Consider the following 25,850-nt stretch of genomic DNA (forward strand, 5'->3'; position numbering starts at 1 on the left):
GAGCGAGCAGATGGGTGACACCCCACACGGCTCGGCGCACGCCGGCACCGGCGGGACTCGCGTGGCCACGAGCCACGAGTGGCCCGCCGGTGCCTCGGCGCGTGTGGCCGAGAGTTCCGGTACCCCCCGGATGAGCGACAACGGCCTGGGGGGCGGCGGGGGCCTGCCCCGGGCTCGGGCCTTCGGCGCGGAACGGGCGTTCCGTGGCCTGACCCTGGCCGCCGGCACGGCGGTGCTGGTCATCATCGCGGCGATCGCGATCTTCCTGATCGCCAAGGCGGTCCCGGCGCTGCGGGCCAACACCGAGTCGTTCTGGACCTACGAGGGCTGGTTCCCGAACGACAACCCGCCGAAGTTCGGCATCGGTGCGCTCGCCTTCGGTACCGTGCTCAGTTCCGCGCTGGCGCTGCTCATGGCGGTGCCCGTCGCGCTGGGTATCGCCCTCTACCTCTCGCACTACGCCCCCCGCCGGCTGGGCAACGGCCTCGGCTTCCTGATCGACCTGCTGGCCGCCGTGCCCAGCGTCGTCTTCGGGCTCTGGGGCCGGAACTATTTCGCCGAGCCGGTCACCGACCTGTCGGCCTGGCTGAACAAGTACTTCGGCTGGATCCCGATCTTCGGCGAGGGCCCGTACGGCAGCTCCGTCCTGCTCGGCTCGGTGGTGCTGGCGATCATGGTGCTGCCGATCATCACCTCGCTCTCCCGCGAGGTGTTCCGGCAGACCCCGACCGCCAACGAGGAGGCCGCCCTCGCGCTGGGTGCCACCCGGTGGGAGATGGTCCGCACCGCCGTCCTCCCGTACGGCCGGCCGGGCGTGATCGCCGCGGTGATGCTCGGCCTGGGCCGCGCGCTCGGCGAGACCATCGCCCTGGCGCTGACCCTCGGCTCGACGTACGCCATCTCGTTCAACGTCCTGCAGAGCGGCGGCAACAGCATCGCCGCGAACATCGCGAACCGGTTCGCCGAGGCGAACGACACCGGTCGGGGCGCGCTGATCGCCTCCGGCCTGGTGCTCTTCGCGATCACGCTGATCGTCAACATCACCGCCCGCGCGATCATCCACCGCCGCCGCGAGTTCACGGAGTCGGCCGCATGACATCCACCGTCACCAGCCACCGCCCGCAGCCCTCGGCCCAGCCGGTCACGCTGCGGGCCAATCGGCTTCCGGCGTACGCCGCGCCCGCCATCGCCGTCGTGGCCCTGCTGGTCGCGGCCGGGATCGTCTACGGTGCCGGCATCGGCGGCCCGGTCCTGGTCGTGGTCGTCGGCGCGCTGCTCTACCTGGCCGGCCTCTTCGCCGCCGCGAACGCGGTGGAGGGCCGTCGGTCCGCCCGCAACCGGACCTGGAGCGCGCTGATCCACTCCGCCTTCGTGCTGGCGGTGCTGCCGCTGGCCTCGGTGGTCTGGACCCTGGTCAGCAAGGGTGCCGAACGGCTGGACGCGGACTTCTTCTTCACCTCGATGAACAACATCGGGGCCCGGGACGCGAACGGCGGCGCCTACCACGCCATCATCGGCACGCTGGAGCAGGTCGGCATCGCCACGCTGATCACCGTCCCGCTCGGCGTGCTTTGCGCGATCTACATCGTCGAGTACGGCCGGGGCCGGTTCGCCTTCACCATCCGCTTCTTCGTGGACGTGATGACCGGCATTCCGTCGATCGTCACCGGCCTGTTCGTGCTGGCCTTCTGGGTGCTGGTCGTCTCGCCCTGGTTCAACGGCGGCCGGCCGGGCTTCTCCGGTTTCGCCGCCGCGCTGGCGCTGGGCGTGCTCATGCTGCCGACCGTGGTCCGCTCCACCGAGGAGATGCTCCGGCTCGTCCCGGCCCCGCTGCGCGAGGGCGCGTACGCCCTCGGCGTGCCGAAGTGGAAGACCATCCTGCGGGTGGTGCTGCCCACCGCGCTGCCCGGCATCGTCACCGGCATCATGCTCGCGGTCGCGCGGGCCGCCGGCGAGACCGCCCCGGTGATGCTCGTCGCCGGTGGCACCGCCGCGATCAACTTCAACCCCTTCGCGGACAACCAGTCGTCGCTGGCTCTCTTCGTCTACCAGCAGGCCGGCGAGGCCTCCAAGTACTCGCCGGCGCGGGCGTGGACCGCGGCGCTGACCCTGGTCGCTCTCGTCCTCATCCTGACCGTCGCGGCGAAGTTGCTGGCCCGCCGCAACCGGCTCGGCCGATGAACTCCGGAGGTACCACCACCATGGCCAAGCGCATCGAAGCCACCAACGTCACCGCCTACTACGGCGCGTTCAGGGCGATCGAGAACATCAACCTGACCGTCGAGCCGAAGACGGTCACCGCCCTGATCGGGCCGTCCGGTTGCGGCAAGTCCACCTTCCTGCGCTCCATCAACCGGATGCACGAGGTGCTGCCCGGCGCCCGGGTCGAGGGCAGTCTGACCATCGACGACCAGGACATCTACGACCGGGACGTGGACGTCACCGCGGTCCGCCGGATGATCGGCATGGTCTTCCAGCGGCCCAACCCGTTCCCCACCATGAGCATCTTCGAGAACGTGGTGGCCGGCCTGCGGCTCAACGGCGTACGCAAGAAGTCGATCCTGGAGGAGGCGGCCGAGAAGGCGCTGCGCTCGGCGAACCTCTGGAACGAGGTGAAGGACCGGCTCGGCAAGCCGGGTGCCGGCCTCTCCGGCGGTCAGCAGCAGCGGCTCTGCATCGCCCGGACCATCGCGGTCGAGCCGCAGGTGGTGCTGATGGACGAGCCCTGCTCGGCCCTGGACCCGATCTCCACGCTGGCCATCGAGGACCTGATGTTCCAGCTCAAGGACAAGTTCACCATCATCATCGTCACCCACAACATGCAGCAGGCCGCGCGGGTGTCGGACCGGACCGCGTTCTTCTCCATCGAGAAGACCGGCGACCCGGGCCGGCTCATCGAGTACGACAACACCCAGAAGATCTTCAGCAACCCGAGCGCGAAGAAGACCGAGGACTACATCACCGGCCGCTTCGGCTGAGGTGTAAGGAAGGGCCCCCTATTAACACTCCGGACCCCGTTCAGCGGGGCAGCCGGCGGATGCACGGCCCGTCGTGGTCGGGCCGGGAGCAGGCGGCGGCGACCCCTGTCGAGGTGCCGCGGGTAGAAGGCCGGATGCCGTACCGCTGGTCAGTCACCAGGGTGGTTCGCGCTCCGAGGTAGGTCACGGGTGTGCGGCTGCTCGACTGCCAGCGACGAAGGGCGTCCCTGATCCGGCAGATCTCGCCGCGAGCCCGTTCGGCGGCGGCGTGGGCGGCAGCCAGTTCGGCGGCGACGCGGTCGAGGAAGGCCTGCACGTCATCATGGTCAAGGCCGCGCCGGCCAAGGTGGGTGCGACGGACACGTCGGGGCGGCGGCCTCGGCGTCGCCCTCACCCGGCAGCGGAGCATCGGCCGAGCCACCTGATCGACGCGCGAAATACCAACGCTCAGGGCCGGACGGATTTCGATCCGACCGATAGGTTTGGGGTGCTGCGCCCGTCTATCTGTGGACACCACCTGACTCGAAGGGAAACACCCCGATGGCAAAGGTCATCTCCACGCTGTTCATCTCGGCTGACGGTGTGGCCGAGATCGATCCCGACTGGCACTTCCCATACTTTGACGAGAACATGGGCCGTGCCGTCAGCGAGGACTACGACACCGCTGACGTGCTGCTCATCGGCCGCGAGACCTACGACAGCTTTGCCGGCGCCTGGCCCGACCGCGAGGCCGCAGGTGGGGACGACGCACCGTTCGCCAAGCAACTCGGGGACATGCGCAAGGTGGTCGTGTCGCGCCAGCCGCTGGAGTTCTCCTGGCGCAACTCCGAGCTGATCAAGGGCGATCTCCTCGATGCGGTCACCTCGCTCAAGGCCGATGCCGGCAGCAGAGGCATCCTCGTCCCCGGGTCGATCTCCGTGGTGCAGCAACTGCTCGCCGCGGGCCTGCTCGATGAGCTGCGCCTGCTGGTGCACCCGGTGGCGGCGCGTAAGGGCCGCCGGCTGTTCGACGACGGCGACACGCCGTACCACCTGAGAATGACGGCGATGGAGGCGTTTCCGACGGGCGTGATCCGCGTGACCTACTCGCCGACCGCAGCACCCGTCAAAGCGGGCTACGACGACGTCAAGGAGCACGCGCCCGCAGGAGAATAGCCGCCTTCAGTCCAGCACGAACCGGGGTTCGTCGTTGAGGTCGAGGCGGGGGGTGATCGGGGTGGCGGCGTCGCGGGTCGCCGCCGCCTCCACCACGCCGGTCAGGTCGCCGGCCGCAGCCACCTGGGCCAGGGTGACCATCGTCGGTGGAAGCATGTTCAGCTCCCCGGCCTTCGCCCGGGCCACGGCGTCCGCCGGCCGGATCCACAGCGTGCGGTCGGCCTCACCGGAAACGTCCCGGGTCCGCTGCCCGTCGGGCAGCAGGGCCACGAAGAAGTACGTGTCGAAGCGGCGCGGCTCGAACTCGGGGGTGATCCACCGGCTCCATGGCAGCAGCAGGTCGGAGCGGAGGGTGAGCCGCCGGCCGGCGAGCAGGTCGGCGAAGCCGGTGCGGCGGGCCTCCAGATCCTGCCGGGCATTCTCCCAGTCGTCGCTGCTCACGTCGCCCACCACCGTCGCGGCGTCCGGGCCGGCCAGCAGCACGCCGGCCTCCTCGAACACCTCGCGGGCGGCTGCGCAGACCACCGCCTGGGCGGCGTCCGGGTCGAGGGCGAGGCGCTCGCCCCACGCGGTCGGGTCCGGGCCGGCCCAGTTTAGGTGTGCCTGCGAGTCAGAGCGGTCCACCCCGCCGCCGGGGAAGGCGTACATCCCGCCGAAGGCCATCGCGGCGACCCGGCGGATCACGTACACCTCGAAGTCGGCGCCGGTGGGGCGGAGCAGCAGCACGGTGGCCGCGACCCGAGGCACGGCCGGCACGCCACCCTCGGCGCGGAACCGGCGGGCGTGCTCCACCAGGGCGGAGGGTGCGGCGAAACCGTCGATCGTCATCCCGCGAGCCTAGTTCCCAACCAGTGAATCATTTCCCGGCGATCCCCTCGCCCAAGCGTGCCTCTCAAACGCCCGGGAGATCTTGGACGAAAGTGGCCCCTACCGGGGCCGAAATCCACCAAGATCTTCCGGATGTTCTGAGGTGCCTTCCGGAAAGTGGGATGCGTGGGGTTGTCTCGGACGGCGGGGTGGGAGACGCTGCCGGCGGGCTCACCGTCGAAGGGGTGACATGGTCCGCGACAGCAGGAAAACGCGTTGGGGCATCCTCGCCACTGGGCACATCGCCGGCCGGTTCGCCGAGGACCTGCGGCTGGTGCCCGGGGCGGAGCTGGTCGCGGTCGGCTCACGTACTCGGGAGAGCGCCGAACTGTTCGCGGCCCGGCACGACGTCCCCCGGGCGTACGCCTCCTGGGTGGAGCTGGCCGCGGACCCGGACCTGGACGTGATCTACGTGGCCACCCCGCACGCCGCACACCACGAGGCGACCATGGCCTGCCTGGCCGGCGGCAAGGGCGTGCTGGTCGAGAAGCCGTGCACCCTCGACCTGGCCACCAGCACCGAACTGGTCGAGACGGCCGGCGCCCGGGGCCTCTTCCTGATGGAGGCCATGTGGATGCGGTGTAATCCGATCATCCTGCGGGTGGTTGAGCTGATCGCCGACGGAGCGATCGGCGAGGTGACCCACGTACGGGCCGACTTCGGGCTGGCCGGGCCGTTCCCGCCTGAGCACCGGATGCGGGCCCGGACGCTGGGTGGCGGTGCGCTGCTCGACCTCGGGGTCTATCCGGTGAGCCTGGCTCACCTGCTGCTCGGCGTGCCACCGCACCTGCAGGCCTGGGCGAAGCTGAGCCCGGAGGGCGTGGACGAGAACACCGGCATCGTGCTCGGCTGGGACTCCGGCGCGATGGCGACGCTGAGCTGCGGCATGACCGGGGCCACCGCGGTCACCGCCTCAATCACCGGCACGACCGGCCGGATCGAGCTGCCCGAGCCGTTCTTCCGGCCCGGGTCGGCGGTGCTGCACCGGCTCGGCGCAGAGCCGGAGACCATTCCGGCCGACCTGACCGGCAGCGGCTACCAGCACGAGGCCGCCGAGGTGCAGCGCTGTCTGGCCGCCGGGCTGATCGAGAGCCCGCTCGTGCCGCACTCCGCCACCCTTGAGGTGATGGCACTCCTGGACGGCATCCGCGACCGCATCGGCGTCTCCTACGCATGAAGGAGGGGCCCCTTGTTAACAGACGTGTGTTAACAAGGGGCCCCTCCTTCACCTCAGAAAAGCGGGCGGACCAGGAGGTACGCCAGGCAGGCGATGGCCGCCGCCGCTGGGAAGGTGATGATCCAGGCGATCACGATATTGCCGGCTACGTTCCAGCGGACCGCGGAAAGCCGCTTGGTCGAGCCGACACCCATGATCGCCGAGGTGATCGTGTGGGTGGTGGAGATCGGGGCCTTCAGCACCAGGGCGTTGAAGAAGAGCACCGCGCTGGCCACCGTCTCGGCCGCGAAGCCCTCCGCCGGGCCCAGGTCGATGATCTTCCGGCCCAGGGTCCGGATGATCCGCCAGCCGCCCGCGTAGGTGCCGGCCGCCAACATGGCCGCCGAGGTCCAGTACACCCACTGCGGGATGTGGGTCTTGTCGGACTGGAATCCGCCGGTGTAGAGGGCCAGCACGATGATGCCCATGGTCTTGGCGGCGTCCTGCATGCCGTGGCCGACGGACATGGCCGCGGCGGAGAGGGTCTGCGCCCAGCGGAAGCCCCGGTTGAGCTTGCCCGGCTGCCCCTTGCGGAAGAGCCACAGGATCGCCAGCATCACCAGGAAGCCGAGCAGCAGGCCGACCAACGGCGAGAGCACCATCGGGATGATGATCTTGTTGACGATGTTGCCCCACTGCACCAGGCCGCCGGAGAAGAGGGTCGCCCCGACCAGGCCGCCGAAGAGGGCATGCGAGGAGGACGACGGCAGGCCGAAGTACCAGGTGATCAGGTTCCAGGCGATCGCGCCGAGCACGCCGGCGAAGACGACCCCGAGGCTGGCCACCTCCTGGGGCAGGATGACCAGGCCGCCGCCGACGGTCTCTGCCACCTTCTTGCCGAGGTGCGCGCCGGCGAAGTTGCCGACGGCTGCCAGCGCGAGGGCGACCCGGGGGGTCAGCGCGCGGGTGGAGACGCTGGTGGCGATGGCGTTGGCCGCGTCATGGAAGCCGTTCGTGTAGTCGAACGCCATCGCGACCACGACCACCGCCAGCACGGCGATGAGTTCGGGATCCACGGGCTCAGGACTCCTTGACCGCGATGGTCTCGACCGTGTTGGCCACGTGCTCGAAGGAGTCGCAGGCGGCCTCCAACTCGTCGGCCACCTCCTTCATCTTCAGCACGGTCAGCGCGTCGTACTCGCCGGAGAAGAGGCGGACGAGCAGCATCCGGTACGCCTGGTCACCCTCGTTTTCAAGGCGGTTGCACTCGATCCAGTAGGGCTCGAGGTTCTTCATCGACCGCAGCTGCGGCATCGCCTCGGCGGTCAGCTTGGCCTGCTGGTCCAGCACGCTCACCAGCTCGTGCAGCTCGCGAGGCAGCGCGGGGAGCTTGGTCAGGCCGTACAGGTAGAGCAGGTTGCCGACCGCCTCCAGGTGGTCCATCACGTCGTCGAGCAGCGAGCCCAGCCGGTAGATGTCCTCCCGATCGAACGGGGTGATGAAGGTAGAGTTGATCTTCTTGTACAGCTCGTGGGTGATTTGGTCGCTGTCGTGCTCGACCTCGGTCAGCCGCTCGCTGACCGACTGCACGTCGACCCCGGGCAGTGCCAGCTCGTTGAGGAGTTCAGTGCCCCGCACCAGGTTCTGCGCGGCCCTGGTGAAGAGCTCGTAGAAGGCGCCCTCGGTGGGACGGAAGGAAAACTTCACAGCACGGACCTCGTCGTGTCGGTGGAAGGGTGGCCGCCGCCCCACTGGGCGCCTGCAGAGGGCATGCTAGGGACCCTCCGTGACCAGGTATCCGCCGGCCCACCTCTGGTCAAAGCCGATTTACCGGCCGTTCATCTGCTGTTTACCTTCACCTTCGCGCCGCCCCCGGCCCGCAGCCGCTCACGCTCCCGCTCCGGGTCGAAATCCGCGGCCGGATACCCGAGATCCGACGCGCCGAACGTTTCGGCAGCAGATGCGCCACGGCCCAGTCGCGGAACTCACACCACCAGGGCCAACCACTTCCGGTACGACGTGGCGAACGGCTCGGTGCCGTCGTCGAGCGCGCCGAGAAGCCAACGGGCTGCGGCCTCCGCCTCGACGACCAGGTCGTCCGGATAGCCGAACCGGGACCGGTGCTCGGCGAACTCGTCCTCGTCGCGCAGCTCGACGATGCCGGTCTCCCGGCGGCGCACCACATCGAGGTCCAGGTCGATCAGGTGGACCGTGCTCTCGCCCTCCCACCGGGCCGGGGTGGTGATGTCGCAGTAGACCTCGCTGGTCCGCGGGGGCGGGTTGAACATCCCGGTCCACCAGGCCTGCCGCGGCACCAGCAGGACGAAGGGGATCTGCTCGACCGAAGGCCGGGCGTGATAGACCGACTCGGTGCCCTTCGGCACGCCGAGCCAGACGCCGAGGTCGTCCTCGGCGAGCCGGCGGGCCGGGTAATCGCGGTGGGCGCTGCCGTCGTACTTGCGGTAGATCACGCGGACCACATCGCTCGGCATGATTGGCACCTTAGCCGATTTCGGCCACTCGGCGCTGTCGGCAGGTAACCGGACGCGATCCCACCCGACCGCGCCACGACGCGGATCGGCGCGGCCGCTGTCGGCGGCGGCGGGTACGGTCGCACGGTGACCCTGCCCCGTACCGCCACCGGTCCCGTCCCGAAGAAGAAGCGCCGGGGCAGCCGGCCCAGCGGCGGGGAGCTGCTCGCCGCAGCGGTCGGCGCGGTCCCCGGTGGCGCGACCCGCCCGGGTCAGCAGCAGATGGCCGAGGCGATCGAACAGAGCATCGCCTCCGGCGAGCACCTGCTGGTCCAGGCGGGCACCGGCACCGGCAAGTCACTGGCCTACCTGGCCCCGGCGTTGACCGTGGACGGCCCGGTGGTGGTCTCCACCGCCACCCTGGCGTTGCAGTCCCAGCTGGTCGACCACGACCTGCCTCGGCTGGCCGACGCGGTGGAGCCGCTGCTCGGCCGCCGTCCCACCTTCGCGGTGCTGAAGGGCCGGCACCACTACCTCTGCCTGGCCCGCCTCGACAACTCGGTCGAGGAGGAGCCGGCGGACGCCCTCTTCGACGCGCCCCGGCCCGGCGGCGGCACCGGGTGGCTCGGCGAGGCGGGCCGGTTGGGCAAGCAGGTCCAGCGGCTACGCGACTGGGCGGAGGAGACCGTCACCGGCGACCGGGACGAGCTGGACCCGGGCGTGGACGACCAGGTCTGGCGGACGGTTTCGATGCCGGCCCGGGAGTGCGTCGGCGCCGCCCGCTGCCCGTTCGGCCAGGAGTGCTTCGCCGAGGCCTCGCGGGCCCGGGCCCGCGAGGCCGACCTCGTCGTGACCAACCACAGCCTGCTCGCCGTCGACATGCTCGCCGGCCGGCACATCGTGCCGCCGCACCGGCTGCTCATCGTCGACGAGGCGCACGAGCTGGCCGACCGCGTCTCGTCGGCGGCCCAGGCCGAGCTGGTTCCCGAGCTGATCGACCGCTCCACCCGCCGGGCCCGGCCGTTGCTTCGGCCGGAGCTGGCCGATCGGCTCACCGAGGCCGGCGACGCCCTCGCGGTGGGGTTGGTCGAGACGCCGGCCGGGCGACTCACCACCGGCCTGCCACCGGCGCTGCGCGAGGCCTGCACGCTGTTGGACGGGGCGACCCGGGCCGCGCTGGAGGCGATCGGCGAGGTCAAGGCCGACGACCCGGACCCGGTCCGCAAGCAGCAGGCCAAGGCGGTGCTGGACGAGCTCTCCACCACCGCGCAGCGGCTGCTGGAGGAGGCGGACCACGACGTGGCCTGGGTGGAGAAGCCGGAAAACGGCAACCGCCGCGCTCTGGTGGTCGCGCCGCTCTCCGTCGCCGGCACCCTCGCCGACCACCTGTACGACGAGCGCACGGTGGTCGCCGCCTCGGCCACCCTGGCGCTGGGCGGTCGCTTCGACACGGTGGCCCGTTCGCTGGGGCTGGAGGCGCCGCCGCCCGCCCCGCCGTCCCCGGCCGCCGCCGCGCTGGCCGCCGCGACCACCGCCGGCCGTTCCGAACCCTCAGTCACGGACCGGGCCGCAACCGGCACGGTGCCGGCCGCCGAGGGTCCCGGCTGGCGTTCGCTCGACGTCGGCTCGCCGTTCGACTATGCCCGGCAGGGCATCCTGTATGTCGCCGCGCACCTGCCCCGCCCCAGCGTGTCCGGGCTGCCCGAGGCGGCTGGCGAGGAGCTGCTGGCGCTGGTCGGGGCGCTCGGTGGGCGTACCCTCGGGCTCTTCTCCTCGCGCCGCGCGGCGCAGCAGGCGGCGGAGCTGCTTCGCGCGCGGACCGACCTGCCGGTGCTGCTCCAGGGCGAGGAGGCGCTGCCGTTGCTGGTCCGCCGGTTCCGGAACGAGCGGGAGAGCTGCCTGTTCGGGGTGATGTCGCTCTGGCAGGGGGTGGACGTGCCCGGTGACTCATGCCAGCTCGTGGTGATCGACCGGTTGCCGTTCCCACGCCCGGACGAGCCTCTCGCCGCAGCCCGCGCGGCGGCGGTGGACGCCGGCGGGGGTTCCGGCTTCGCCGCGGTCAGCGTGCCGATCGCGGCGGTCCGGCTGGCCCAGGGCGTGGGCCGGCTGATCCGGGCGACCGGCGACCGGGGGGTGGTGGCGGTGCTCGACTCCCGGCTGGAGACGGCCCGCGGCTACGGCCCGTTCCTGCGGCGCTCTCTCCCGCCGTTCTGGTACACCACCCGCCCAGACGTGGCCCGTGGCGCGCTGGAACGGCTCGCCAAGTCCTGACCCGGCGCGTCAGGGGGTGCGGGAGGCGACTACTACGGCGTCCGGCGGGGTGTCGGGCACGGTGCGGGCGGCGAGCCGGCGGACCGCGGTGTTGAGCACCGCGATCAGCGGCACCGAGACCAGCGCGCCGGCGATGCCGGCGAGGACCACTCCGGCCGCGATCCCGATGATCACGGCGAGCGGGTGAATGGCCACCGCCCGACCCATGATCAACGGCTGGAGCACGTGCCCTTCCACCTGCTGCACGGCGATCACCGCGCCGAGGATTATCAACGCGGTCACCGGGCCGCTGTCGACCAGCGCCACCAGCACGGCCACCACGCCGGAGAACGCCGCGCCGACGATCGGAATGAATGCGCCGAGGAAGACCAGCGCGGCCAGCGGAAACGCGAACGGTACGTGGAAGATGACCAGGAAGATGCCGATGCCGACGGCGTCAATGAAGGCGACCAGCACGGTGGCCCGCACGTACGCGCCCAGCGTCGACCAGGCGGCCCGACCCGCGTCGTCGACCTTCCACCGGGCGGCAACCGGCAGCAGCCGGACCAGAAAACGCCAGATCTGTTTGCCGTCGCGGAGAAAGAAGAAGGTCGCGAAGAGCACCAGGATGATGCCGGTCAGCACCTCGGCCAGCGTCGCCGTGACGGAGAGGGCACTGGTGGTGACCGTCCTGGAGTTACCGCTGATCCAGGTCTGCACCTCGTCGATGTAGTGGTTGAGCTGGCTGTCCGAGACGTGCAGCGGGCCGGTCTTGAGCCAGGTCTGGATCTGCCGGACGCCCTGCGACGACTTGTCGCTCAGCTCCGGCAGGCCCGCGATGAACTCGTTCACCACCAGGGTCAGCGTGCCGACCACCGCGGCCAGGCCGCCGACCAGCACCACACCGGTCGCCAGTGATCGCGGAAAGCGGGCCTTGAGCAGCCAGCCGACCGCCGGGGCGAGCAGCGCCGAGAGCAGCAGCGCGATCGCCAGCGGAATGATCACGATGCGGATGGTGCCAACGATGTTGAGCAGCGCCCAGGCCACGATGCCGATCGCGATCAGCCGCCAGGACCAGGCCGCCGCGATCCGCAGCGCGTGCGGCACGTCCGCGTCGTCCTGGCTGATAATCGACGGGTGCGGGGCGGACGGTGGCGCGGCGACCGGGCTCGGAGCCGCCGCGGCGGCCGAGGGGGCCGGGCCTGGCGCGGGCGGCGAGGCGACGTCGGACTCCCGCGACGGGTTACCTGACTCGGCCCGGCCGCCCCGGGCCGACACGCGGCCGGACTCGTACGCGCGGCGGAGCCGTCCGCGCATCCGCTCGAAGCGGCTCAAGCGCACCTCCCGCAAACCAGGTCCGCCCCCGTGGCAGGGGGGACAGGATACTCGTCCGTCCCACCCTAGGTCGGCTCCGCCACACATTGCTCGTCCCCGTTCCCACCAACCACGCCGACGATCGACCATGGCGTACGCGGTAGCGTCTTCCCGTGACCGCCGACCAGAACCTCGACTCCGGCCTGCCGATCCGTCTACTGCACGACCGCGTGCTGGTGCGGACGGAGAACGGCGAGGGTGAACGCCGGTCCACCGCCGGCATCGTGATTCCGGCCACCGCCGCCGTGGGCAAGCGGCTGGCCTGGGCGACCGCGATGGGGGTGGGCCCGAACGTGCGCTCCATCGTCGCCGGGGACCGGGTGCTCTTCGACCCCGATGACCGCTCCGAGGTCGAGCTGCACGGCCGGGCGTACGTGCTGCTGCGCGAGCGCGACGTCCACGCTGTCGCCGCCGAGCGGGTGGAGAAGGAGCCCACCGGCTCGACCGGCCTCTACCTCTAGGTTCGGCCCGGCCCGCCCCGGCGCTGTTTGCACCACTGCGCGACGGGAAAACCCAGGCACCTCAGCGCCCTGGGGAGGGACGATGCCGATTGTGCTCAAAAAGCTACTGGCCTGGGGACTCGTCGCGTTCCTGATCTACTTCGTGGCCTTCCGTCCGAACGGGGCCGCCCAGTTGGTCCGGACGATCGGGGCGGGCCTGATGGCCATCGCCCAGGGCATCAGCGACTTCCTCAGCAGCCTGATGAGCTGACCGCCCGGCTCAGGTGGGCGGGCCGTAGGCGGGCGGGTGCGGGCCGTAGGCGGCCGGGGGCGGGCCGTAGGTGGGCGGAGGCGGCGGCGGGGTCAGCACCACCGGGATCGGAACGACCGGCTGGTCCGGCGCCTCGACCACCCGCTGCGAGCCGTCCGGGAAGCGCAGGTGGTAGCGCTGCCCGTCCCAGACTCCGACCGGCGCCTGCGGGTCCCGGCCCACGAAGAACGCCCGGTACGCGGCGATCGAGTCCAGCAATTCCCGTTCCTCCCGCGCCGTCCGGTCCCGTTCGGCCGGTTTCCGGTCCAACCCCCGGCGCATCCCGTCGCGCAGCAACGCCAGGCGGGTCGCGGCGAACTGGTAACCCCGCATCGCGCGCGCCCCGCCGTCGCCGGCCACCCGCCGGGCCCAGGTACGCGCGGCGTGCCGCCGGCCGAGACTGCCCAGGGCCGCCACCTCGGGCGGGGTGAGCCAGCCGGCCCGGACGTAATCCGGCAGGGTGCGTTCGGTGAGCCGCCCCTCCCAGGCGCGCAACCAGACCGCCAGCCCCACCATCGCGAAGAAGATCGGCACCATCACGCCGAGGTAGCCGTACAGGGCGATCACCGGCTGCCCGGTGCTGGCGACCAGCGAGGGCAGCAGGTTCCAGGCGCCGTGCAGCATCATCGCCACCAGCAGGCCGGCGATCGGGGCGAGCACGCGGACCCGCCGGTCGGCGGTACGGGCGGCGATGCCCAGTCCTACCCCGGTCATCGAGGTGAACAGCGGGTGGGCGAAGCCGAAGAGCAGGATCCGGACGATGAAGATGGCGATCACCTGCTGGGCGCCGGTGGCCGGGCCGTACTCCTGGACGCCGGCGCGGTAGCCGTACCCGCCGAGGTAGAGGATGTTCTCCACCATGGCGAAGCCGATCGCGGAGAGCCCGCAGTAGACCAGCCCGTCGGTGATCCCGGAGAACTCCCGGCGCCGGAAGATCAGCAGCAGAATCGGGAAGGCCGCCTTGGTCAACTCCTCGATGAACGGGGCGACCAGCACGGCGGTCAGCGCCGCCGGCAGCCCCCATTGCTTGAACAGGCCGACAGAGCTCTCGTTGACCACCAACGCGATCGACGTCGCGACGAACGCACCCCAGGCGAAGCAGAAGATCAAATACGGCAGTGGCTCCGGTTCGTACCGGTCCAGCCAGAGGAAGCAGGCGACGAGCACCGGCACCGGCAGGATCGCCGCGATCGCACCGATCAGCAGGGCCTGCGGGCCGAGACCGGTGCCCAACGTGTAGAGAATGAAGATCGCGCCGCCGGCGATCAACGCCACCAGCCCGCCGATCAGCGCCACCAGCCCGACGATCCGCCACAGGTTCAACCGGTGCGGCGGCGTCCGGGGGGTCGACGACCCCGGCGGCGGCAGCGGGGGCGCGTACGGCGGCGGCAGGGCTCCGCCGGGCGGGGTGTCGGCCATGTTGTCAGCGTAGTCACCCGCGATGCCGGGGTTCGGTCGCATCCGAGCGGTGGGTCAGCCGACGGGGGGCGCGGTAGGTCGGGGGGAACCACCCCGGTCGGACTGGCCGCCCGTGCGCTGCTCCCGCTCACCGAAGGACTGCCGGATCAGCCGGTTCGCCTCCTCCTGATCGATGCCGGAGGCCACCAGAAGGTCACTCGCCGCGGTACGGACCTGCGCGATCACCACGCTGCCGGAAAAGCCAACCCCCTCGGCGTACGCGCGGCTGGCCTCGCTGACCGCGCGCAGCGACCGCTCCCGGGCCTGCTGCGGCTCCTGACCGGCGGCGAACTCGTGCCGGAGCAGGCGCACCGACTCGGCGAGGTGGGCGACCGCGTCGGGCATCGGCTCCGGGACGGGCTCCTCGTCCTCGATCAGGGTGACCGACCGACGGATGAGGGTGCCGCTGTTGCGCATCGCCCGGTCGATCGGCTCGGCCGCGTCGGCGTAGTGGGTCAGCTCGCCGCGCCGGTGCCAGCGGGCCGGCGAGATGGTGGCGGTCTCCTTGGCACCCTCGATCGCCTCGTCGAGCGCGGCCAGCTCCCCCTTGTTCTCCCGAAGCCGGAACAGCGCCCGCTGCGCGGCGTCCCGATCCCGTTTGCGCAGCGCCTCCGCGCAGGCGTCCAGCTGATCGGCGAGCAGGTCCAGCGCCGGCCGGGCGGCCCGGTTGATCACGCGTAGCGGGTTCAACGGCAGCAGGATCGAGGTCACCAGCAGCGCGATGCCGCCGCCGACGGCCGCGTCGATGAAGCGGGGCACCTCCAGGTTCTTCGTGGACGGGCTCAGCGTCACGATCAGCACGGCGGTGGCCGCCGCCTGGATCACCACGGACACGCTCGCGCCGGCGAAGATACTCAGCACGATCGCTGCGGTCACCACCACACCGAGCTGCCAGGCGCCGGTCCCGAGGACGTAGATCAGGCCGTCACCTAGCAGCACCCCGATGGCCACCCCGAGGATCAGCTCCACGGTCCGGCGGGTCCGCTGGCCGACGGAGGCGGCCAGGGTGCCCACCGCGGAGATCGGGGCGAAGACCGGCTGCGGGTTGCCGAGCACCCGGTGGGAGAACAGGTAGGACAGGGCGGCGGCGAGACCCGCCTGGACCGCGAGGCCCGCGACGGTACGCACCCGGTGCAGCCGGTCGTGCCAGGTGGCCTTGCCCCGGGTCCGGAGCTCGTCCATCGCCTCGGCGATCCGAGCCCCGTCGACGTCGACCAGCCCTTCCCGGATCGGGGCACGCCGCAGGAACGACAGTCGTCGGTCCCGGGCCACGGCCATGGCCGGGACTACCCAACCCGCACCCGGTGAATCCTCTGCCCGACCGTCAGGTCGTCGCGGTCCGGTCCGCCGCGAAACCGCGGACGTCCGGGGCGCCCAACCGGGCCGCGTCCGCGGCCACGTCGTCGGGCATCAGCTGCGACCGCCGTTCGGCCTCCACCCGCGCCCGGTAGTGGGCCACCTCGCGGGCCCGGGTCGCCTCGTCCCAGCCGAGCACCGCGCCCATCAGCTCCGCGGCGTGCTCCGCCGACTCGATACCCCGGTGGCTGGTCTCGAAGGAGATCCGGGTACGCCGGGTCAGCACGTCCTCCAGGTGCAGCGCCCCCTCGGCGCGGGCCGCGTACGTCACCTCGGCGGCGAGGTACTCCGGGGCGCCGGCCAGTGGTGAGCCGAGCAGCGGATCGGCGTCGATCAGGGCGAGCAGGTCCCGGGTGAGGGTGCCGTACCGCTCCAGCAGGTGCTCGACCACTCCGACCGGCAGCCCGTGCCGGCGGGCCAGGTCGGCCCGGTCCCGCCACATCGCCGGGTACCCGTCGGCACCCAGCAGCGGCAGGTCGGAGGTGCGCGACCGGCGCGCCCCGCCCAGCCGGTGGCCGGCCCGGTCGACCACGTCCGAGGCCATCACCCGGTACGTCGTGTACTTACCGCCGGCGACCAGGAGCAGGCCAAGCATCGGCTCGACCACGGCGTGCTCCCGGGACAGCTTCGAGGTGGAATCCGCCTCGCCGGCCAGCAGCGGGCGCAGCCCGGCGTACACGCCCTCGATGTCGTCGGTGGTGAGCGGGCGGTCCAACACCGCATTGACCTGCTCCAGCAGGTAGTCGATGTCCCGGGCGGTGGCCGCCGGGTGGGACCGGTCCAACCGCCAGTCGGTGTCGGTGGTGCCGATGATCCAGTGACCGCCCCACGGGATCACGAAGAGCACGCTGGTGGCGGTCCGCAGGATCAGCCCGGTCTCGCCGGTGATCGCCGAGCGGGGCACCACCAGATGCACGCCCTTGGACGCCCGGACCCGCAGCCCGGGGCGCAGGCCGACGTCGTTGAGCATCCGCGACATGTCGTCACTCCACACGCCGGTCGCGGCGATCACCGTGCGGGCGCGTACCTCGAACTCGGCGTCCGGCGAGCCGGCGGGCGCCTCCAGGTCGCGGACCCGGACCCCGGTGACCTCGCGGGCCTGCCGGATCAGGCCGACCGCCTGGGCGCTGGTGACCACGGTCGCCCCGAGGCTGGCCGCCGTCCGGGCCAGCGTCACCACCAGACGCGCGTCGTCGACCTGCCCGTCGTAGTAGCGGATCGCCCCGGCCAGCCGGTCGGTGCGGAGACTCGGGAAGGCCCGGCGGGTGCCCTCGCGGGTCAGGTGCCGGTGCAACGGCATGCCCCGCCCGCCGCCGAACACTCCGGCGAACGCGTCGTAGGCCGCCACGCCGAGGCCGTAGTAGGACCGGCGGAACAGCCGACCCGGCAGGTCGCGCAGCCCGCCCTCGGCGGGCAGCGGAACCAGGAACGGCACCGGGCGTACCAGGTGCGGGGCGAGCCGGGTGGCGAGCAGCCCGCGCTCGGTGAGCGCCTCGTGGACCAGGTGGAACTCCAGCTGCTCGAGGTAGCGCAGGCCGCCGTGGATGAGCTTGCTGGACCGGCTGGAGGTGCCGGCGGCGAAGTCCCGCGCCTCCACCAGCGCCACCGTGAGCCCCCGGGACGCGGCGTCGAGGGCGGCGCCGGCCCCGGTCACCCCGCCACCGATGACCAGCACGTCGAACCGCTCGGCGCGGAGCCGGCGCAGGTCGTCGGCGCGGCGCTCGGCGGAGAGCTGACCGGCCACGGATCGGGACACATTGGGGTCGCGCACCCGTCCACCGTAACCGCCCCGGCGCTCCGGCGACATGTGCCACCGGAGCGCCACCGTGGTCAGGCGCCCGGGAGCCAACTTGCAATTTAGGCACCACTCAAACTGCAAGTTGGGCTGGGGAGGTGGGGAAGTCTCTCCGTTTCGGCGGCAGAACTGCGGGGCGGTGGTTCCGTCGGCCGTCATACGGTTTGCTGGTGCCAGCCACCTCACCTCACGGTCCCGCACCCCACCTCCGCGCGGCCGGGAGCAGCCCCTGGCCGGTGGTCGCGGCGGTGCTCGTCGGCGGATGGGCCGTCCTGGTGACGGTGTCGAGCCAGGTCGTCGGCTGGGCCGTCGACCAGCTGCTGCTGGTCGAAGGCCTGCACCGGGCGCTGTGGGTGTGGCCGGTGACCGCGCTCGCCACCGTCCTGCTGGTGGGCGCGCCCAGCCTCGCGCTCGCGCTGCTGCCCCGCTCTCCCGCGGTCCGGGCAACCGGCCGCGCCTGGCTGGGCGCGACGCTCGCGCTCGGTGCGCTGGCCCTGCTGCGCACGGTGCCGCCAGTGCACAAGGAGGCGTACCTGGCGGCGCTGGCCGCCACCGCCGCCCTGCTCGCGCTGCTCCTCGGTCGACTGTCCGGCCATCGCGCGGCCGCCGAAGTGTCCGCAGTTTCCGGGAAGTTGCTGCCTCACGAAGCCGGGAGGCAGCAACCTCCCCGAAGTTCTGCGGATCTTGGCGGACCACCTCCGATCGCGGTGACCCTGCTGGCGGTCGTCGGCGGGCTGGCGGCGCTGCTGCCCTGGGCCGGGGTGGGCGCGCTCGGCGGGGCGCTGGAGACGCTGCTCGCCGGCCTTGCCGCCGCCGCGCTCGGTGCCCTCGCCGGGGCGCTGCTCGACGCCGCGTTCTGGGCCCGGTTCGCGGTCGGCACGCCGCCCCGACCGGCCCGACTGGTGCTGGTCGGCGGGCTGGTCGCCGGGGTCACCCTGATGCCGCTGGCCGGTGCGGCCGGGCAGTCCGGGGCGCAGTTGCCGGCCCTGGTGCTGCTGCCGCCGCTCGGCCTCGTGCTGGGCGCGCTGGAGGCCGCAGCCCGCCGCTCCGGCCGGTCGGCCGGTCGGGGCCCGGCCCGCTGGCTGGTCGGGCTCGCGCTGGCCGGGCCGCTCGCCTTCACCGACCCGGAGGAGATCACCATCCTGCTCGCGGGCGACCGCGACATCCCGTACTGGGTGGCGGTCGGGACCGGTGCCGCGTTCGCCGTCGCGGTGCTGCTCGCCATCGGGTACGGCGTCCTGCTCGCCCGGCCCCGCGCCCGCGCGCCCCGGCGCGCGCCCGCCGGCGTGACCGTCGTGGCCCTGCTCGCCGCCGTGGCCGTGGTGTACGTCGTGCCCGGCCACCCCGGCCTGTACGGGGAACGGCTGCTGGTGGTGCTGCGCGAGCAGGCCGACCTGAGCGGGCTGCCGGCCGGCGCACCCGGGCGGCCGGGGCGCGACGTCCGCACGGCGGAGGTCTATCGGCGGCTGGTCGCCACCGCCGACCGGACCCAGGGCGACCTGCGCCGCGAGCTGACCCGGCTGCACCTGCACCCGACGCCGTACTACCTGGTCAACGCCATCGAGACGGACGGCGGCCCGGGGGTACGCGCCTGGCTCTCCGCCCGACCGGAGGTGGCCCGGGTGCTGATCAGCCAGCGGTTGCGTCCGCTGCCGGCGGCGGCGCCCCCGGCCCGGGGCGACGAGCCGGCACCCACCGGTCCGGTCTGGAACGTGTCGTTGGTCGGTGCCGACCGGGTCTGGTCGGAGCTGGGCGTGACCGGCTCGGGGATCGTGGTCGGCACTTCGGACTCCGGGGTGGACGGCCGGCACCCGGCGCTGGCCGCCGGCTTCCGGGGCGGCGACGACTCCTGGTACGACCCGTGGGAGCACCGGCGTACGCCCGGCGACCGGGGCGGTCACGGCACCCACACGATCGGCAGCGCGGTGGGCCGGAACGGGATCGGGGTGGCCCCCGGCGCGCAGTGGGTCGGCTGCGTCAACCTGGACCGCAACCTCGGCAGCCCCGCCCACTACCTCGACTGCCTCCAGTTCATGCTGGCCCCGTTCCCGACCGGCGGGAACCCGTTCACCGACGGCCGGCCGGAGCGGGCGCCCGACGTGTTGACCAACTCCTGGGGCTGCCCGCCGATCGAGGGCTGCGACCCGGGCGCGTTGCGACCGGCGACCGCGGCGCTCGCCGCCGCCGGCATCCTGATGGTGGTCGCCGCCGGCAACAGCGGCCCGCGCTGCGGCTCGGTCACCGACCCGCCGGCCCCGTACGCCGACGTGCTCACGGTCGGGGCGGTGGACCGGGCCCGTCAACTCACTCGCTTCTCCAGCCGAGGCCCGGCCGCCGGCGGTCTCGCCAAGCCGGATCTGGTCGCGCCCGGGGCGGGAGTGTTGTCCGCATTCCCCGGGGGCGGCTACGCCACTCTCGACGGCACATCGATGGCGACCCCGCAGGTGGCAGGGGTGGTGGCGCTGATGTGGTCGGCGAACCCGGCGCTCATCGGCGACCTGGCCCGGACCCGGCAGATCCTCCTCGACACCGCCGCCCCCGCCGACGTGCCCGCCGGCGCGGCGGGCTGTGGCGGCCCCGCCGACGAGGTCGGCGCCGGCCTGGTCAACGCCGACGCCGCCGTCCGCGCCGCGATGAAAGCAGGGGCCCCTTCTTAACGCCTCCGGTAGAGCAGGGGCCCCCGGTTAACGCCCCCGACCGGTCAGGCGGTGCCGGACGGGCGAGGGATGGCCTAGGGTCGGCCACCATGGACGTGGAGATCATCGAGCTGGGCCAAGATCGCCTGCCAGCGGTCGTCGATCTCTGCCGGCGGGCCTTGGACCTGCCGGAGGACGCGGCCGAGGCGCCAGCCATCGTGGACGCCCTGGCGGCTCGGGCAACCGCCGACCGACCGGTGCTGGCGCTCGGGGCGGTACACGGCACCGAGCTGGTCGGCGTACTGATCGGCTCGATGTCGCAGCGGGATCCGCACCTCGGCCACGTCGACCTGCTGGCCGTGGCACCCGAGGCCCGCCGTCGGGGCGTCGGACGGGCCCTGTTGGCCGAGGCGGAGCGGCACCTGGCCGGGCTCGGCGCGGCCGAACTGCTGCTCGCCGGGAATCCCCCGTACTACGCCTGGCCGGGCATCGACGTGCGGTACACCCCGGCGGTCTGTGCCGCGCTGCGGCTCGGCTATCGCCAGGACCGTACGGCGTGGAACATGACCGCGGACCTGGCGGCGGGGTCGGCGGCTTTGCGCCCGACGGACGCCGAGCGCCGGCTGGCCGACCAGGGTGTGGCGGTACGCCGGGCCGAGCCGGGGGACCTGCCGGCGTTGGCCGCCTTTGCTCGCACCACCTTCGGCGGGGCCTGGGACGCCGAGTTGGCCGGCTCGTTGGGCCGGCCGGACGCGGGTGCGCACCTGGCCGAGCGGGACGGCGAGATCCTGGGGTTCGCCGCGTACGGCTCGTCCCGGCCGAGTTGGTTCGGGCCGATGGGCACGGCTCCGGCGGCCGAGGGCTCGGGCATCGGCGGGGTGCTGCTGCGGCGCTGTCTGCGTGACCAGGCGGCGACCGGCCTCGGGGCGGCGCAGATCGGCTGGGTGGGCCCGGTGCCGTTCTACGCGAACGCGGCGGGAGCGCGCATCGAGCGGGTGTTCTTCCTGTACCGCAAGGCGCTGAACGGACAGGAATGACTAAAAGAGCGAAAGGTGCATAGACGCCAATAATGCCATTCCGGTCCGCTCATCATTGACCGCCGCCTACGGTCATGCCTAGAGGAGGCGGCCATGACAACGGATGACGAATTGACCGGCGACCCGCCGACGAGCTGGCGCCCGATCGGCGAACTCCCCGGCCAACTGCCGTTCGACCGGCTCGACTACGGCGACGCCGAGCAACTGGCGGAGATGGACCGCGCCGACGAGCCCGCCACCGAGGAGCCGCTGCAACTGGTGGACGAGCCGATCCGGATCGCGCCCCCGTACGACCGAACCCACAAGCGGCGCAACCAACGGCCGCTGCCGACGTGAGTGCACGAAAAGGGGCGGACCGCTGACGCGGCCCGCCCCTTCCGGTGGAGCTGGACTCAGAAGTCCATGTCCCCGCCACCCGGGCCAGCCGGGGCGGCCGGGGTCTTCTCCGGCTTGTCCGCCACGACGGCCTCGGTGGTGAGGAACAGCGCGGCGATCGAGGCGGCGTTCTGCAGCGCGGAACGGGTCACCTTGGCCGGGTCGATGATGCCCGCGGCCAGCAGGTCCACGTACTCGCCGGTCGCGGCGTTGAGGCCGTGACCCGGCTCGAGGTTGCGGACGTGCTCGACGACGACGCCACCCTCCAGGCCGGCGTTCACGGCGATCTGCCGCAGCGGGGCGTCCAGCGCGATCTTGACGATCTGCGCGCCGGTCGCCTCGTCGCCGGCCAGGTCCAGCTTGTCGAAGGCGGTCTTGCCGGCCTGCACCAGCGCGACGCCACCACCCGGGACGATGCCCTCCTCGACGGCGGCCTTCGCGTTGCGGACGGCGTCCTCGATGCGGTGCTTGCGCTCCTTCAGCTCGACCTCGGTGGCCGCGCCGACCTTGATCACCGCAACGCCGCCGGCCAGCTTGGCCAGCCGCTCCTGCAGCTTCTCCCGGTCGTAGTCGGAGTCGCTCTTCTCGATCTCGGCGCGGATCTGGTTGACCCGGCCCTGGATCTGCTCGGCGTCACCGGCACCGTCGACGATGGTGGTCTCGTCCTTGGTCACCACGACCTTGCGGGCGCGGCCCAGCATGTCGAGGCCGACGGCGTCCAGCTTGAGGCCGACCTCCTCGCTGATGACCTGGCCACCGGTGAGGATGGCGATGTCGGCCAGCATGGCCTTGCGGCGGTCACCGAAGCCCGGCGCCTTGACGGCCACCGACTTGAAGGTGCCACGGACCTTGTTGACCACGAGGGTGGCCAGGGCCTCGCCCTCGATGTCCTCGGCGATGATCAGCAGCGGCTTGCCCGACTGCATGACCTTCTCCAGGATCGGGAGCAGGTCCTTCACCGACGAGATCTTGCTGTTGACGATCAGGAGGTATGGGTCGTCGAAGACGGCCTCCATACGCTCCGGGTCGGTCATGAAGTAGGCGGAGATGTAGCCCTTGTCGAAGCGCATACCCTCGGTGAGCTCCAGCTCCAGGCCGAAGGTGTTGCTCTCCTCGACGGTGATGACGCCTTCCTTGCCGACCTTGTCCATCGCCTCGGCGATGATCTCACCGACGCTCGGGTCAGCGGCGGAGATGGAGGCGGTGGAGGCGATCTGCTCCTTGGTCTCCACGTCCTTGGCGAGCTTGAGCAGCTCCTCCGAGACGTTGGCCACGGCGGCCTCGATGCCCCGCTTCAGGGCCATCGGGTTGGCACCGGCGGCCACGTTGCGCAGGCCCTCACGGACCAGGGCCTGAGCCAGGACGGTCGCCGTCGTCGTGCCGTCACCGGCCACGTCGTCGGTCTTCTTCGCGACCTCCTTGACCAGCTCGGCGCCGATCTTCTCGTACGGGTCCTCGAGCTCGATCTCCTTGGCGATGCTCACACCATCGTTGGTGATGGTGGGGGCACCCCACTTCTTCTCGAGCACGACGTTGCGGCCCTTGGGGCCGAGGGTCACCTTCACGGCGTCGGCGAGCTGGTTCATGCCCCGCTCGAGGCCACGGCGCGCCTCTTCGTCGAACGCGATCATCTTGGCCATACGGCGTTGTCCTCCTGGACACTCACGGGCCACCCGAGTCTGTGTCCCGGATGGGCCGCCTGGTGTACGCACCTAGGGACGTCGCCACCTGGCGACGACGACGTCCGTCGGCCGGGCCGGATAGCCCGCGACGACCGGCCTCGTGCCACCCCGGTGCCTTCCGGACACCGGCGTGGCCGTGGCCCTACCGCCCCGACCATTGGCACTCAACGTATGCGAGTGCCAATGACTTGTTTAGCACTCTCCCTAGCCGAGTGCAAGCAGGATGCCGCCGCTCAGCCGAGTTCCGCAGCCAGTCGGGCGGTGTTCACCGGGCCTTCGTGGGCCCGCTGTTCGGCGTACGCGACCAGCAGCCCGACGAGTTGCACCAGGTAGACGGGGGTAACCAGCAGGGTGGAGAACACGGCGACCGCGATGGCCACCGCCGACGTACCGGCAGAGCCCATCGGGTCGGTGCCGTCCGCGAGTTGGCCGAACACCTCCAGCACCGTGCTGACCAGGGTGCCGATGATCACCGCGACGACGACCAACAGAACCCGGCCCAGCACCATCCCGAAGCGCTTGTGGAACATCTGGAAGGAGCGGCCGATCGGGTTCTCCCGCTCGAAGAGGTAGACCGGGCCGGCCAGGGCCAGGGCGAACGCCACGTAGATCCCGGGCAGCACACAGAAGCAGACGCCGACCGTGACCAGCACGGTGGCGACGAGGGTCCAGCCCCAGAGGCCGAGGGCGCGGCGCAGGCCGTACCGGAGGGCGGGGCCGACCCCGACGGTCTCGCCGGCCGCCTGGCGGGTGACCACCCACGAGCCGGCCGCCCAGCCGATGCCCTGCACCCAGGCGAGGAGCAGGCTGGCCCCGAGGAACGCGCCGTAGAAGGTGAGAGCCTCCGTGAGGTATCCCGCCGGCAGGGCCGGGGCACCGTCCGGCCCGGTGGCGAGCTGACTCGACGGGGCAAGGATGAGTGCGAGGACCGAGGTCACCGCCGCCGGCAGCCCCTGGGTGAGCAGCATGATCGGCAGTAGCTGCCGCCAACCACGGCGCACCGCTGCGGTGCAGCGGGCGAACCAGCCGCCGACCCCCGCGCCCGGCGGCGGAACCAGCGGGTCATCCGGTTCGACGCCGGGGTACCAGCCGTAGGGCTGCCCGGGCGTCGGGACACCGGGATACGAACCGAACGGCATCGGACCGCCGGCGGCCGGCCATGCCCAGCCCTGCGCCGGCCCGGCGGGATCCGCCGGGTACGGCCCCCAGGGCTGCCCGCCGTACGCGCCGAACCCCGGCTGCCCCGACCCGACCGGCTGACCCGACGTCGGGTACGGGCCGGGCTGCCCGGGCACGACCGGACCGCCCGCCTGCTCGGGGGTCGACGGCGGCTCGGGGGGCGACGGCGGTTCGGGGGGCGGCGACGCGGACCGGATCGGGTCGGCCGGGGCACCGGATGACGCCGGCCCGCCGGAACCCGACGGCGACTGGTCGGACATGAACCCTCCTCAGCGGCAATGGCTGGAACGGTTCACGATCTTCCCTGGTGCGCGCCCGCACCGCAGCCCCTGATCGGGGGTGAACAGGCCGCCGGACGGGCGGCGACGGATCAGGCGATGACCCGGACCCGCTCGGCCTGCGGCCCCTTCTGCCCCTGGGCGATCTCGAACTCGACCCGCTGGCCGTCGTCCAGCGCCTTGTAGCCGTCCATCTCGATCGCGGAGAAGTGGACGAAGACGTCCTGCCCGCCGTCGACGGCGATGAAGCCGTAGCCCTTTTCGGCGTTGAACCATTTGACGGTGCCCTGTGCCACGGTGCACTTCCTCACTCTGCGCGGCGTTCCACAACCCCGGAGACCGGCGGACCGGCACCGGCGAACCACCGGTTCGGCGATCGTCGGTGGCCGCTGAATCGGTGACCAAAATCGCACGGTACACGAGGCGTGACGAGCGCGCACGACCACAAATCGGGCATATTCGGGCCCGCATTCGACCCGGACAGTCGGGAATCCGCCGCTCTCCGGTATGCATGGCACATGACCAGCGCGCCGACCACAACCGCGACTGTTCGCCGGGTCTGTCAAGAGGACGCCGCCCGGATGCGAGCGCTCCGGCTGGAGATGCTCGCCGACTCGCCGCTGGCGTTCCTGGAGACCGTGGCCGAGGCCGCCGCCCGGCCGCACGCCGCCTACGCGGCCCGGATCGCCTCGGTCGCCGACGGCCCGCAGACGGCCCAGTTCGTGGCGGATCCGGGCGATCGCCTGGTCGGCCACGCCGGCGGCTCGGTCGCCCCGGCCGAGCCGGGGCTGACCGTGATCCACGCCGTCTACGTCACGCCGGCCTGGCGCGGCAGCGGCCTGCTCGGCGCACTGCTGGACGAGGTGGCCGCCTGGTCCCGCGCCTGCGGCCGGCCGGAGCTGATGCTGGAGGTGGTGGTCGGCAACGACCGCGCCTACCGGGCGTATCAGAAGCTGGGCTTCGTGGACACCGGGGTGCGAGTTCCGCACCCCAGGATCCCCACCCTCCGCGAACTCCAGATGCGCCGACCGGCCTGACCACCAGCCTCCAGCA

23 protein-coding genes and 1 pseudogene are annotated in these 25,850 nt (G+C 72.1%); 12 read left to right on the forward strand and 12 right to left on the reverse strand.

Going from position 1 to position 25,850, the window contains the following annotated elements; genetic code table 11:
* The first annotated feature begins 10 nt into the window (after positions 1-10).
* The 3 genes from pstC to pstB are packed head-to-tail and all read left to right on the forward strand — an operon-like array spanning position 11 to position 2,978.
* Positions 11-1,096, forward strand: coding sequence for a phosphate ABC transporter permease subunit PstC (pstC, locus tag ABZ671_RS10380; RefSeq protein WP_357854474.1), 1,086 nt, complete (start codon positions 11-13; stop codon positions 1,094-1,096).
* Positions 1,093-2,181, forward strand: coding sequence for a phosphate ABC transporter permease PstA (gene pstA, locus ABZ671_RS10385; protein WP_357854477.1), 1,089 nt, complete (start codon positions 1,093-1,095; stop codon positions 2,179-2,181). Before pstC ends, pstA begins: the two co-directional genes overlap by 4 nt.
* Before the next feature lie 20 nt (positions 2,182-2,201).
* Positions 2,202-2,978, forward strand: coding sequence for a phosphate ABC transporter ATP-binding protein PstB (gene pstB, locus ABZ671_RS10390; RefSeq protein ID WP_357854855.1), 777 nt, complete (start codon positions 2,202-2,204; stop codon positions 2,976-2,978).
* 202 nt (positions 2,979-3,180) lie between these two features.
* On the opposite strand, the pseudogene ABZ671_RS10395 reads toward pstB, so the two are convergent.
* Positions 3,181-3,345 (reverse strand): annotated as a pseudogene (locus ABZ671_RS10395) (DivIVA domain-containing protein); the annotation flags it as partial.
* Positions 3,346-3,518: 173 nt separating this feature from the next.
* Between ABZ671_RS10395 and ABZ671_RS10400 the strand changes: the two are divergent.
* Positions 3,519-4,133, forward strand: coding sequence for a dihydrofolate reductase family protein (locus ABZ671_RS10400; RefSeq protein WP_357854480.1), 615 nt, complete (start codon positions 3,519-3,521; stop codon positions 4,131-4,133).
* Between the two features lie 6 nt (positions 4,134-4,139).
* Here ABZ671_RS10400 and ABZ671_RS10405 read toward each other — a convergent pair whose 3' ends face one another.
* Entirely contained in the window at positions 4,140-4,961 is an 822-nt protein-coding gene (locus ABZ671_RS10405) for an NUDIX hydrolase (RefSeq protein WP_357854482.1), read from the reverse strand.
* 229 nt (positions 4,962-5,190) lie between these two features.
* Here ABZ671_RS10405 and ABZ671_RS10410 point away from each other — a divergent pair, with 229 nt between their 5' ends.
* Positions 5,191-6,177 carry a Gfo/Idh/MocA family oxidoreductase gene (locus ABZ671_RS10410; protein ID WP_357854485.1) on the forward strand — a complete coding sequence of 329 codons (987 nt, stop codon included), beginning with the start codon at positions 5,191-5,193 and terminating at the stop codon, positions 6,175-6,177.
* 53 nt (positions 6,178-6,230) lie between these two features.
* On the opposite strand, the gene ABZ671_RS10415 is transcribed toward ABZ671_RS10410, so the two are convergent.
* From ABZ671_RS10415 to ABZ671_RS10425, 3 genes are all read right to left on the reverse strand, one after another.
* Positions 6,231-7,232 carry an inorganic phosphate transporter gene (locus tag ABZ671_RS10415; protein WP_357854488.1) on the reverse strand — a complete coding sequence of 334 codons (1,002 nt, stop codon included), beginning with the start codon at positions 7,230-7,232 and terminating at the stop codon, positions 6,231-6,233.
* 4 nt (positions 7,233-7,236) lie between these two features.
* The gene (locus tag ABZ671_RS10420; RefSeq protein ID WP_357542970.1) at positions 7,237-7,863 is read right to left on the reverse strand and encodes a DUF47 family protein; all 627 of its coding nucleotides are present in this window, start codon (positions 7,861-7,863) and stop codon (positions 7,237-7,239) included.
* 278 nt (positions 7,864-8,141) lie between these two features.
* Positions 8,142-8,648 (reverse strand): DUF402 domain-containing protein, encoded by a 507-nt coding sequence (locus ABZ671_RS10425; RefSeq protein ID WP_357854491.1) that lies wholly within the window; start codon positions 8,646-8,648, stop codon positions 8,142-8,144.
* A gap of 126 nt (positions 8,649-8,774) precedes the next feature.
* Between ABZ671_RS10425 and ABZ671_RS10430 the strand changes: the two genes are divergently transcribed.
* Positions 8,775-10,898, forward strand: coding sequence for an ATP-dependent DNA helicase (locus ABZ671_RS10430; protein WP_357854494.1), 2,124 nt, complete (start codon positions 8,775-8,777; stop codon positions 10,896-10,898).
* Between the two features lie 9 nt (positions 10,899-10,907).
* On the opposite strand, the gene ABZ671_RS10435 is transcribed toward ABZ671_RS10430, so the two are convergent.
* Positions 10,908-12,194: an AI-2E family transporter gene (locus ABZ671_RS10435; protein WP_357854858.1), complete on the reverse strand. Its 1,287-nt coding sequence runs from the start codon at positions 12,192-12,194 to the stop codon at positions 10,908-10,910.
* 170 nt (positions 12,195-12,364) lie between these two features.
* Here ABZ671_RS10435 and ABZ671_RS10440 point away from each other — a divergent pair, with 170 nt between their 5' ends.
* The gene (locus tag ABZ671_RS10440) at positions 12,365-12,712 is read left to right on the forward strand and encodes a co-chaperone GroES (protein ID WP_357854496.1); all 348 of its coding nucleotides are present in this window, start codon (positions 12,365-12,367) and stop codon (positions 12,710-12,712) included.
* A gap of 82 nt (positions 12,713-12,794) precedes the next feature.
* The gene (locus ABZ671_RS10445; RefSeq protein WP_357854499.1) at positions 12,795-12,962 is read left to right on the forward strand and encodes a hypothetical protein; all 168 of its coding nucleotides are present in this window, start codon (positions 12,795-12,797) and stop codon (positions 12,960-12,962) included.
* Positions 12,963-12,971: 9 nt separating this feature from the next.
* On the opposite strand, the gene ABZ671_RS10450 is transcribed toward ABZ671_RS10445, so the two are convergent.
* The 3 genes from ABZ671_RS10450 to ABZ671_RS10460 are packed head-to-tail and all read right to left on the reverse strand — an operon-like array spanning position 12,972 to position 17,571.
* Positions 12,972-14,462, reverse strand: a complete 1,491-nt coding sequence (locus tag ABZ671_RS10450) for a PrsW family intramembrane metalloprotease (protein ID WP_357854502.1) — start codon at positions 14,460-14,462, stop codon at positions 12,972-12,974.
* Positions 14,463-14,474: 12 nt separating this feature from the next.
* Positions 14,475-15,731, reverse strand: a complete 1,257-nt coding sequence (locus tag ABZ671_RS10455) for an FUSC family protein (protein WP_357854861.1) — start codon at positions 15,729-15,731, stop codon at positions 14,475-14,477.
* A 52-nt stretch (positions 15,732-15,783) separates the two neighbouring features.
* A complete protein-coding gene (locus ABZ671_RS10460) occupies positions 15,784-17,571 on the reverse strand; it encodes a glycerol-3-phosphate dehydrogenase/oxidase (protein WP_357854864.1) in 1,788 nt (595 codons plus the stop codon).
* Positions 17,572-17,846: 275 nt separating this feature from the next.
* Between ABZ671_RS10460 and ABZ671_RS10465 the strand changes: the two genes are divergently transcribed.
* From ABZ671_RS10465 to ABZ671_RS10475, 3 genes are all read left to right on the forward strand, one after another.
* Positions 17,847-20,267 carry a S8 family serine peptidase gene (locus tag ABZ671_RS10465; RefSeq protein ID WP_357854867.1) on the forward strand — a complete coding sequence of 807 codons (2,421 nt, stop codon included), beginning with the start codon at positions 17,847-17,849 and terminating at the stop codon, positions 20,265-20,267.
* Positions 20,268-20,356: 89 nt separating this feature from the next.
* On the forward strand, positions 20,357-21,283 hold the full coding sequence (locus ABZ671_RS10470) for a GNAT family N-acetyltransferase (RefSeq protein ID WP_357854505.1): 927 nt from the start codon (positions 20,357-20,359) through the stop codon (positions 21,281-21,283).
* 93 nt (positions 21,284-21,376) lie between these two features.
* Positions 21,377-21,619 carry a hypothetical protein gene (locus tag ABZ671_RS10475; protein ID WP_357854508.1) on the forward strand — a complete coding sequence of 81 codons (243 nt, stop codon included), beginning with the start codon at positions 21,377-21,379 and terminating at the stop codon, positions 21,617-21,619.
* A 56-nt stretch (positions 21,620-21,675) separates the two neighbouring features.
* Here the strand turns inward: ABZ671_RS10475 and groL are convergent, their stop codons facing one another.
* From groL to ABZ671_RS10490, 3 genes are all read right to left on the reverse strand, one after another.
* Positions 21,676-23,298, reverse strand: a complete 1,623-nt coding sequence (gene groL, locus ABZ671_RS10480; protein WP_357854511.1) for a chaperonin GroEL — start codon at positions 23,296-23,298, stop codon at positions 21,676-21,678.
* A 275-nt stretch (positions 23,299-23,573) separates the two neighbouring features.
* Positions 23,574-24,779: a hypothetical protein gene (locus tag ABZ671_RS10485; RefSeq protein ID WP_357854514.1), complete on the reverse strand. Its 1,206-nt coding sequence runs from the start codon at positions 24,777-24,779 to the stop codon at positions 23,574-23,576.
* A 110-nt stretch (positions 24,780-24,889) separates the two neighbouring features.
* Complete coding sequence (locus tag ABZ671_RS10490) at positions 24,890-25,093, reverse strand: cold-shock protein (RefSeq protein ID WP_013288855.1); 204 nt, start codon at positions 25,091-25,093, stop codon at positions 24,890-24,892.
* A gap of 222 nt (positions 25,094-25,315) precedes the next feature.
* Between ABZ671_RS10490 and ABZ671_RS10495 the strand changes: the two genes are divergently transcribed.
* Positions 25,316-25,834 (forward strand): GNAT family N-acetyltransferase, encoded by a 519-nt coding sequence (locus ABZ671_RS10495; protein ID WP_357854517.1) that lies wholly within the window; start codon positions 25,316-25,318, stop codon positions 25,832-25,834.
* The last annotated feature ends 16 nt before the right edge of the window (positions 25,835-25,850 follow it).

Origin of the sequence: Micromonospora sp. NPDC006766 (assembly GCF_040636055.1) — a bacterium.
Classification (GTDB): domain Bacteria; phylum Actinomycetota; class Actinomycetes; order Mycobacteriales; family Micromonosporaceae; genus Micromonospora.

Excerpts from the sequence above, each read along its gene's own strand:
- pstC (WP_357854474.1), top strand. The coding sequence starts at position 11 with ATGGGTGACACCCCACACGGCTCGGCGCACGCCGGCACCGGCGGGACT.
- pstA (WP_357854477.1), top strand. The coding sequence starts at position 1,093 with ATGACATCCACCGTCACCAGCCACCGCCCGCAGCCCTCGGCCCAGCCG.
- pstB (WP_357854855.1), top strand. The coding sequence starts at position 2,202 with ATGGCCAAGCGCATCGAAGCCACCAACGTCACCGCCTACTACGGCGCG.
- ABZ671_RS10400 (WP_357854480.1), top strand. The coding sequence starts at position 3,519 with ATGGCAAAGGTCATCTCCACGCTGTTCATCTCGGCTGACGGTGTGGCC.
- ABZ671_RS10405 (WP_357854482.1), bottom strand. The coding sequence starts at position 4,961 with ATGACGATCGACGGTTTCGCCGCACCCTCCGCCCTGGTGGAGCACGCC.
- ABZ671_RS10410 (WP_357854485.1), top strand. The coding sequence starts at position 5,191 with ATGGTCCGCGACAGCAGGAAAACGCGTTGGGGCATCCTCGCCACTGGG.
- ABZ671_RS10425 (WP_357854491.1), bottom strand. The coding sequence starts at position 8,648 with ATGCCGAGCGATGTGGTCCGCGTGATCTACCGCAAGTACGACGGCAGC.
- ABZ671_RS10435 (WP_357854858.1), bottom strand. The coding sequence starts at position 12,194 with ATGCGCGGACGGCTCCGCCGCGCGTACGAGTCCGGCCGCGTGTCGGCC.
- ABZ671_RS10445 (WP_357854499.1), top strand. The coding sequence starts at position 12,795 with ATGCCGATTGTGCTCAAAAAGCTACTGGCCTGGGGACTCGTCGCGTTC.
- ABZ671_RS10450 (WP_357854502.1), bottom strand. The coding sequence starts at position 14,462 with ATGCGACCGAACCCCGGCATCGCGGGTGACTACGCTGACAACATGGCC.
- ABZ671_RS10470 (WP_357854505.1), top strand. The coding sequence starts at position 20,357 with ATGGACGTGGAGATCATCGAGCTGGGCCAAGATCGCCTGCCAGCGGTC.
- ABZ671_RS10475 (WP_357854508.1), top strand. The coding sequence starts at position 21,377 with ATGACAACGGATGACGAATTGACCGGCGACCCGCCGACGAGCTGGCGC.
- groL (WP_357854511.1), bottom strand. The coding sequence starts at position 23,298 with ATGGCCAAGATGATCGCGTTCGACGAAGAGGCGCGCCGTGGCCTCGAG.
- ABZ671_RS10485 (WP_357854514.1), bottom strand. The coding sequence starts at position 24,779 with ATGTCCGACCAGTCGCCGTCGGGTTCCGGCGGGCCGGCGTCATCCGGT.
- ABZ671_RS10495 (WP_357854517.1), top strand. The coding sequence starts at position 25,316 with ATGACCAGCGCGCCGACCACAACCGCGACTGTTCGCCGGGTCTGTCAA.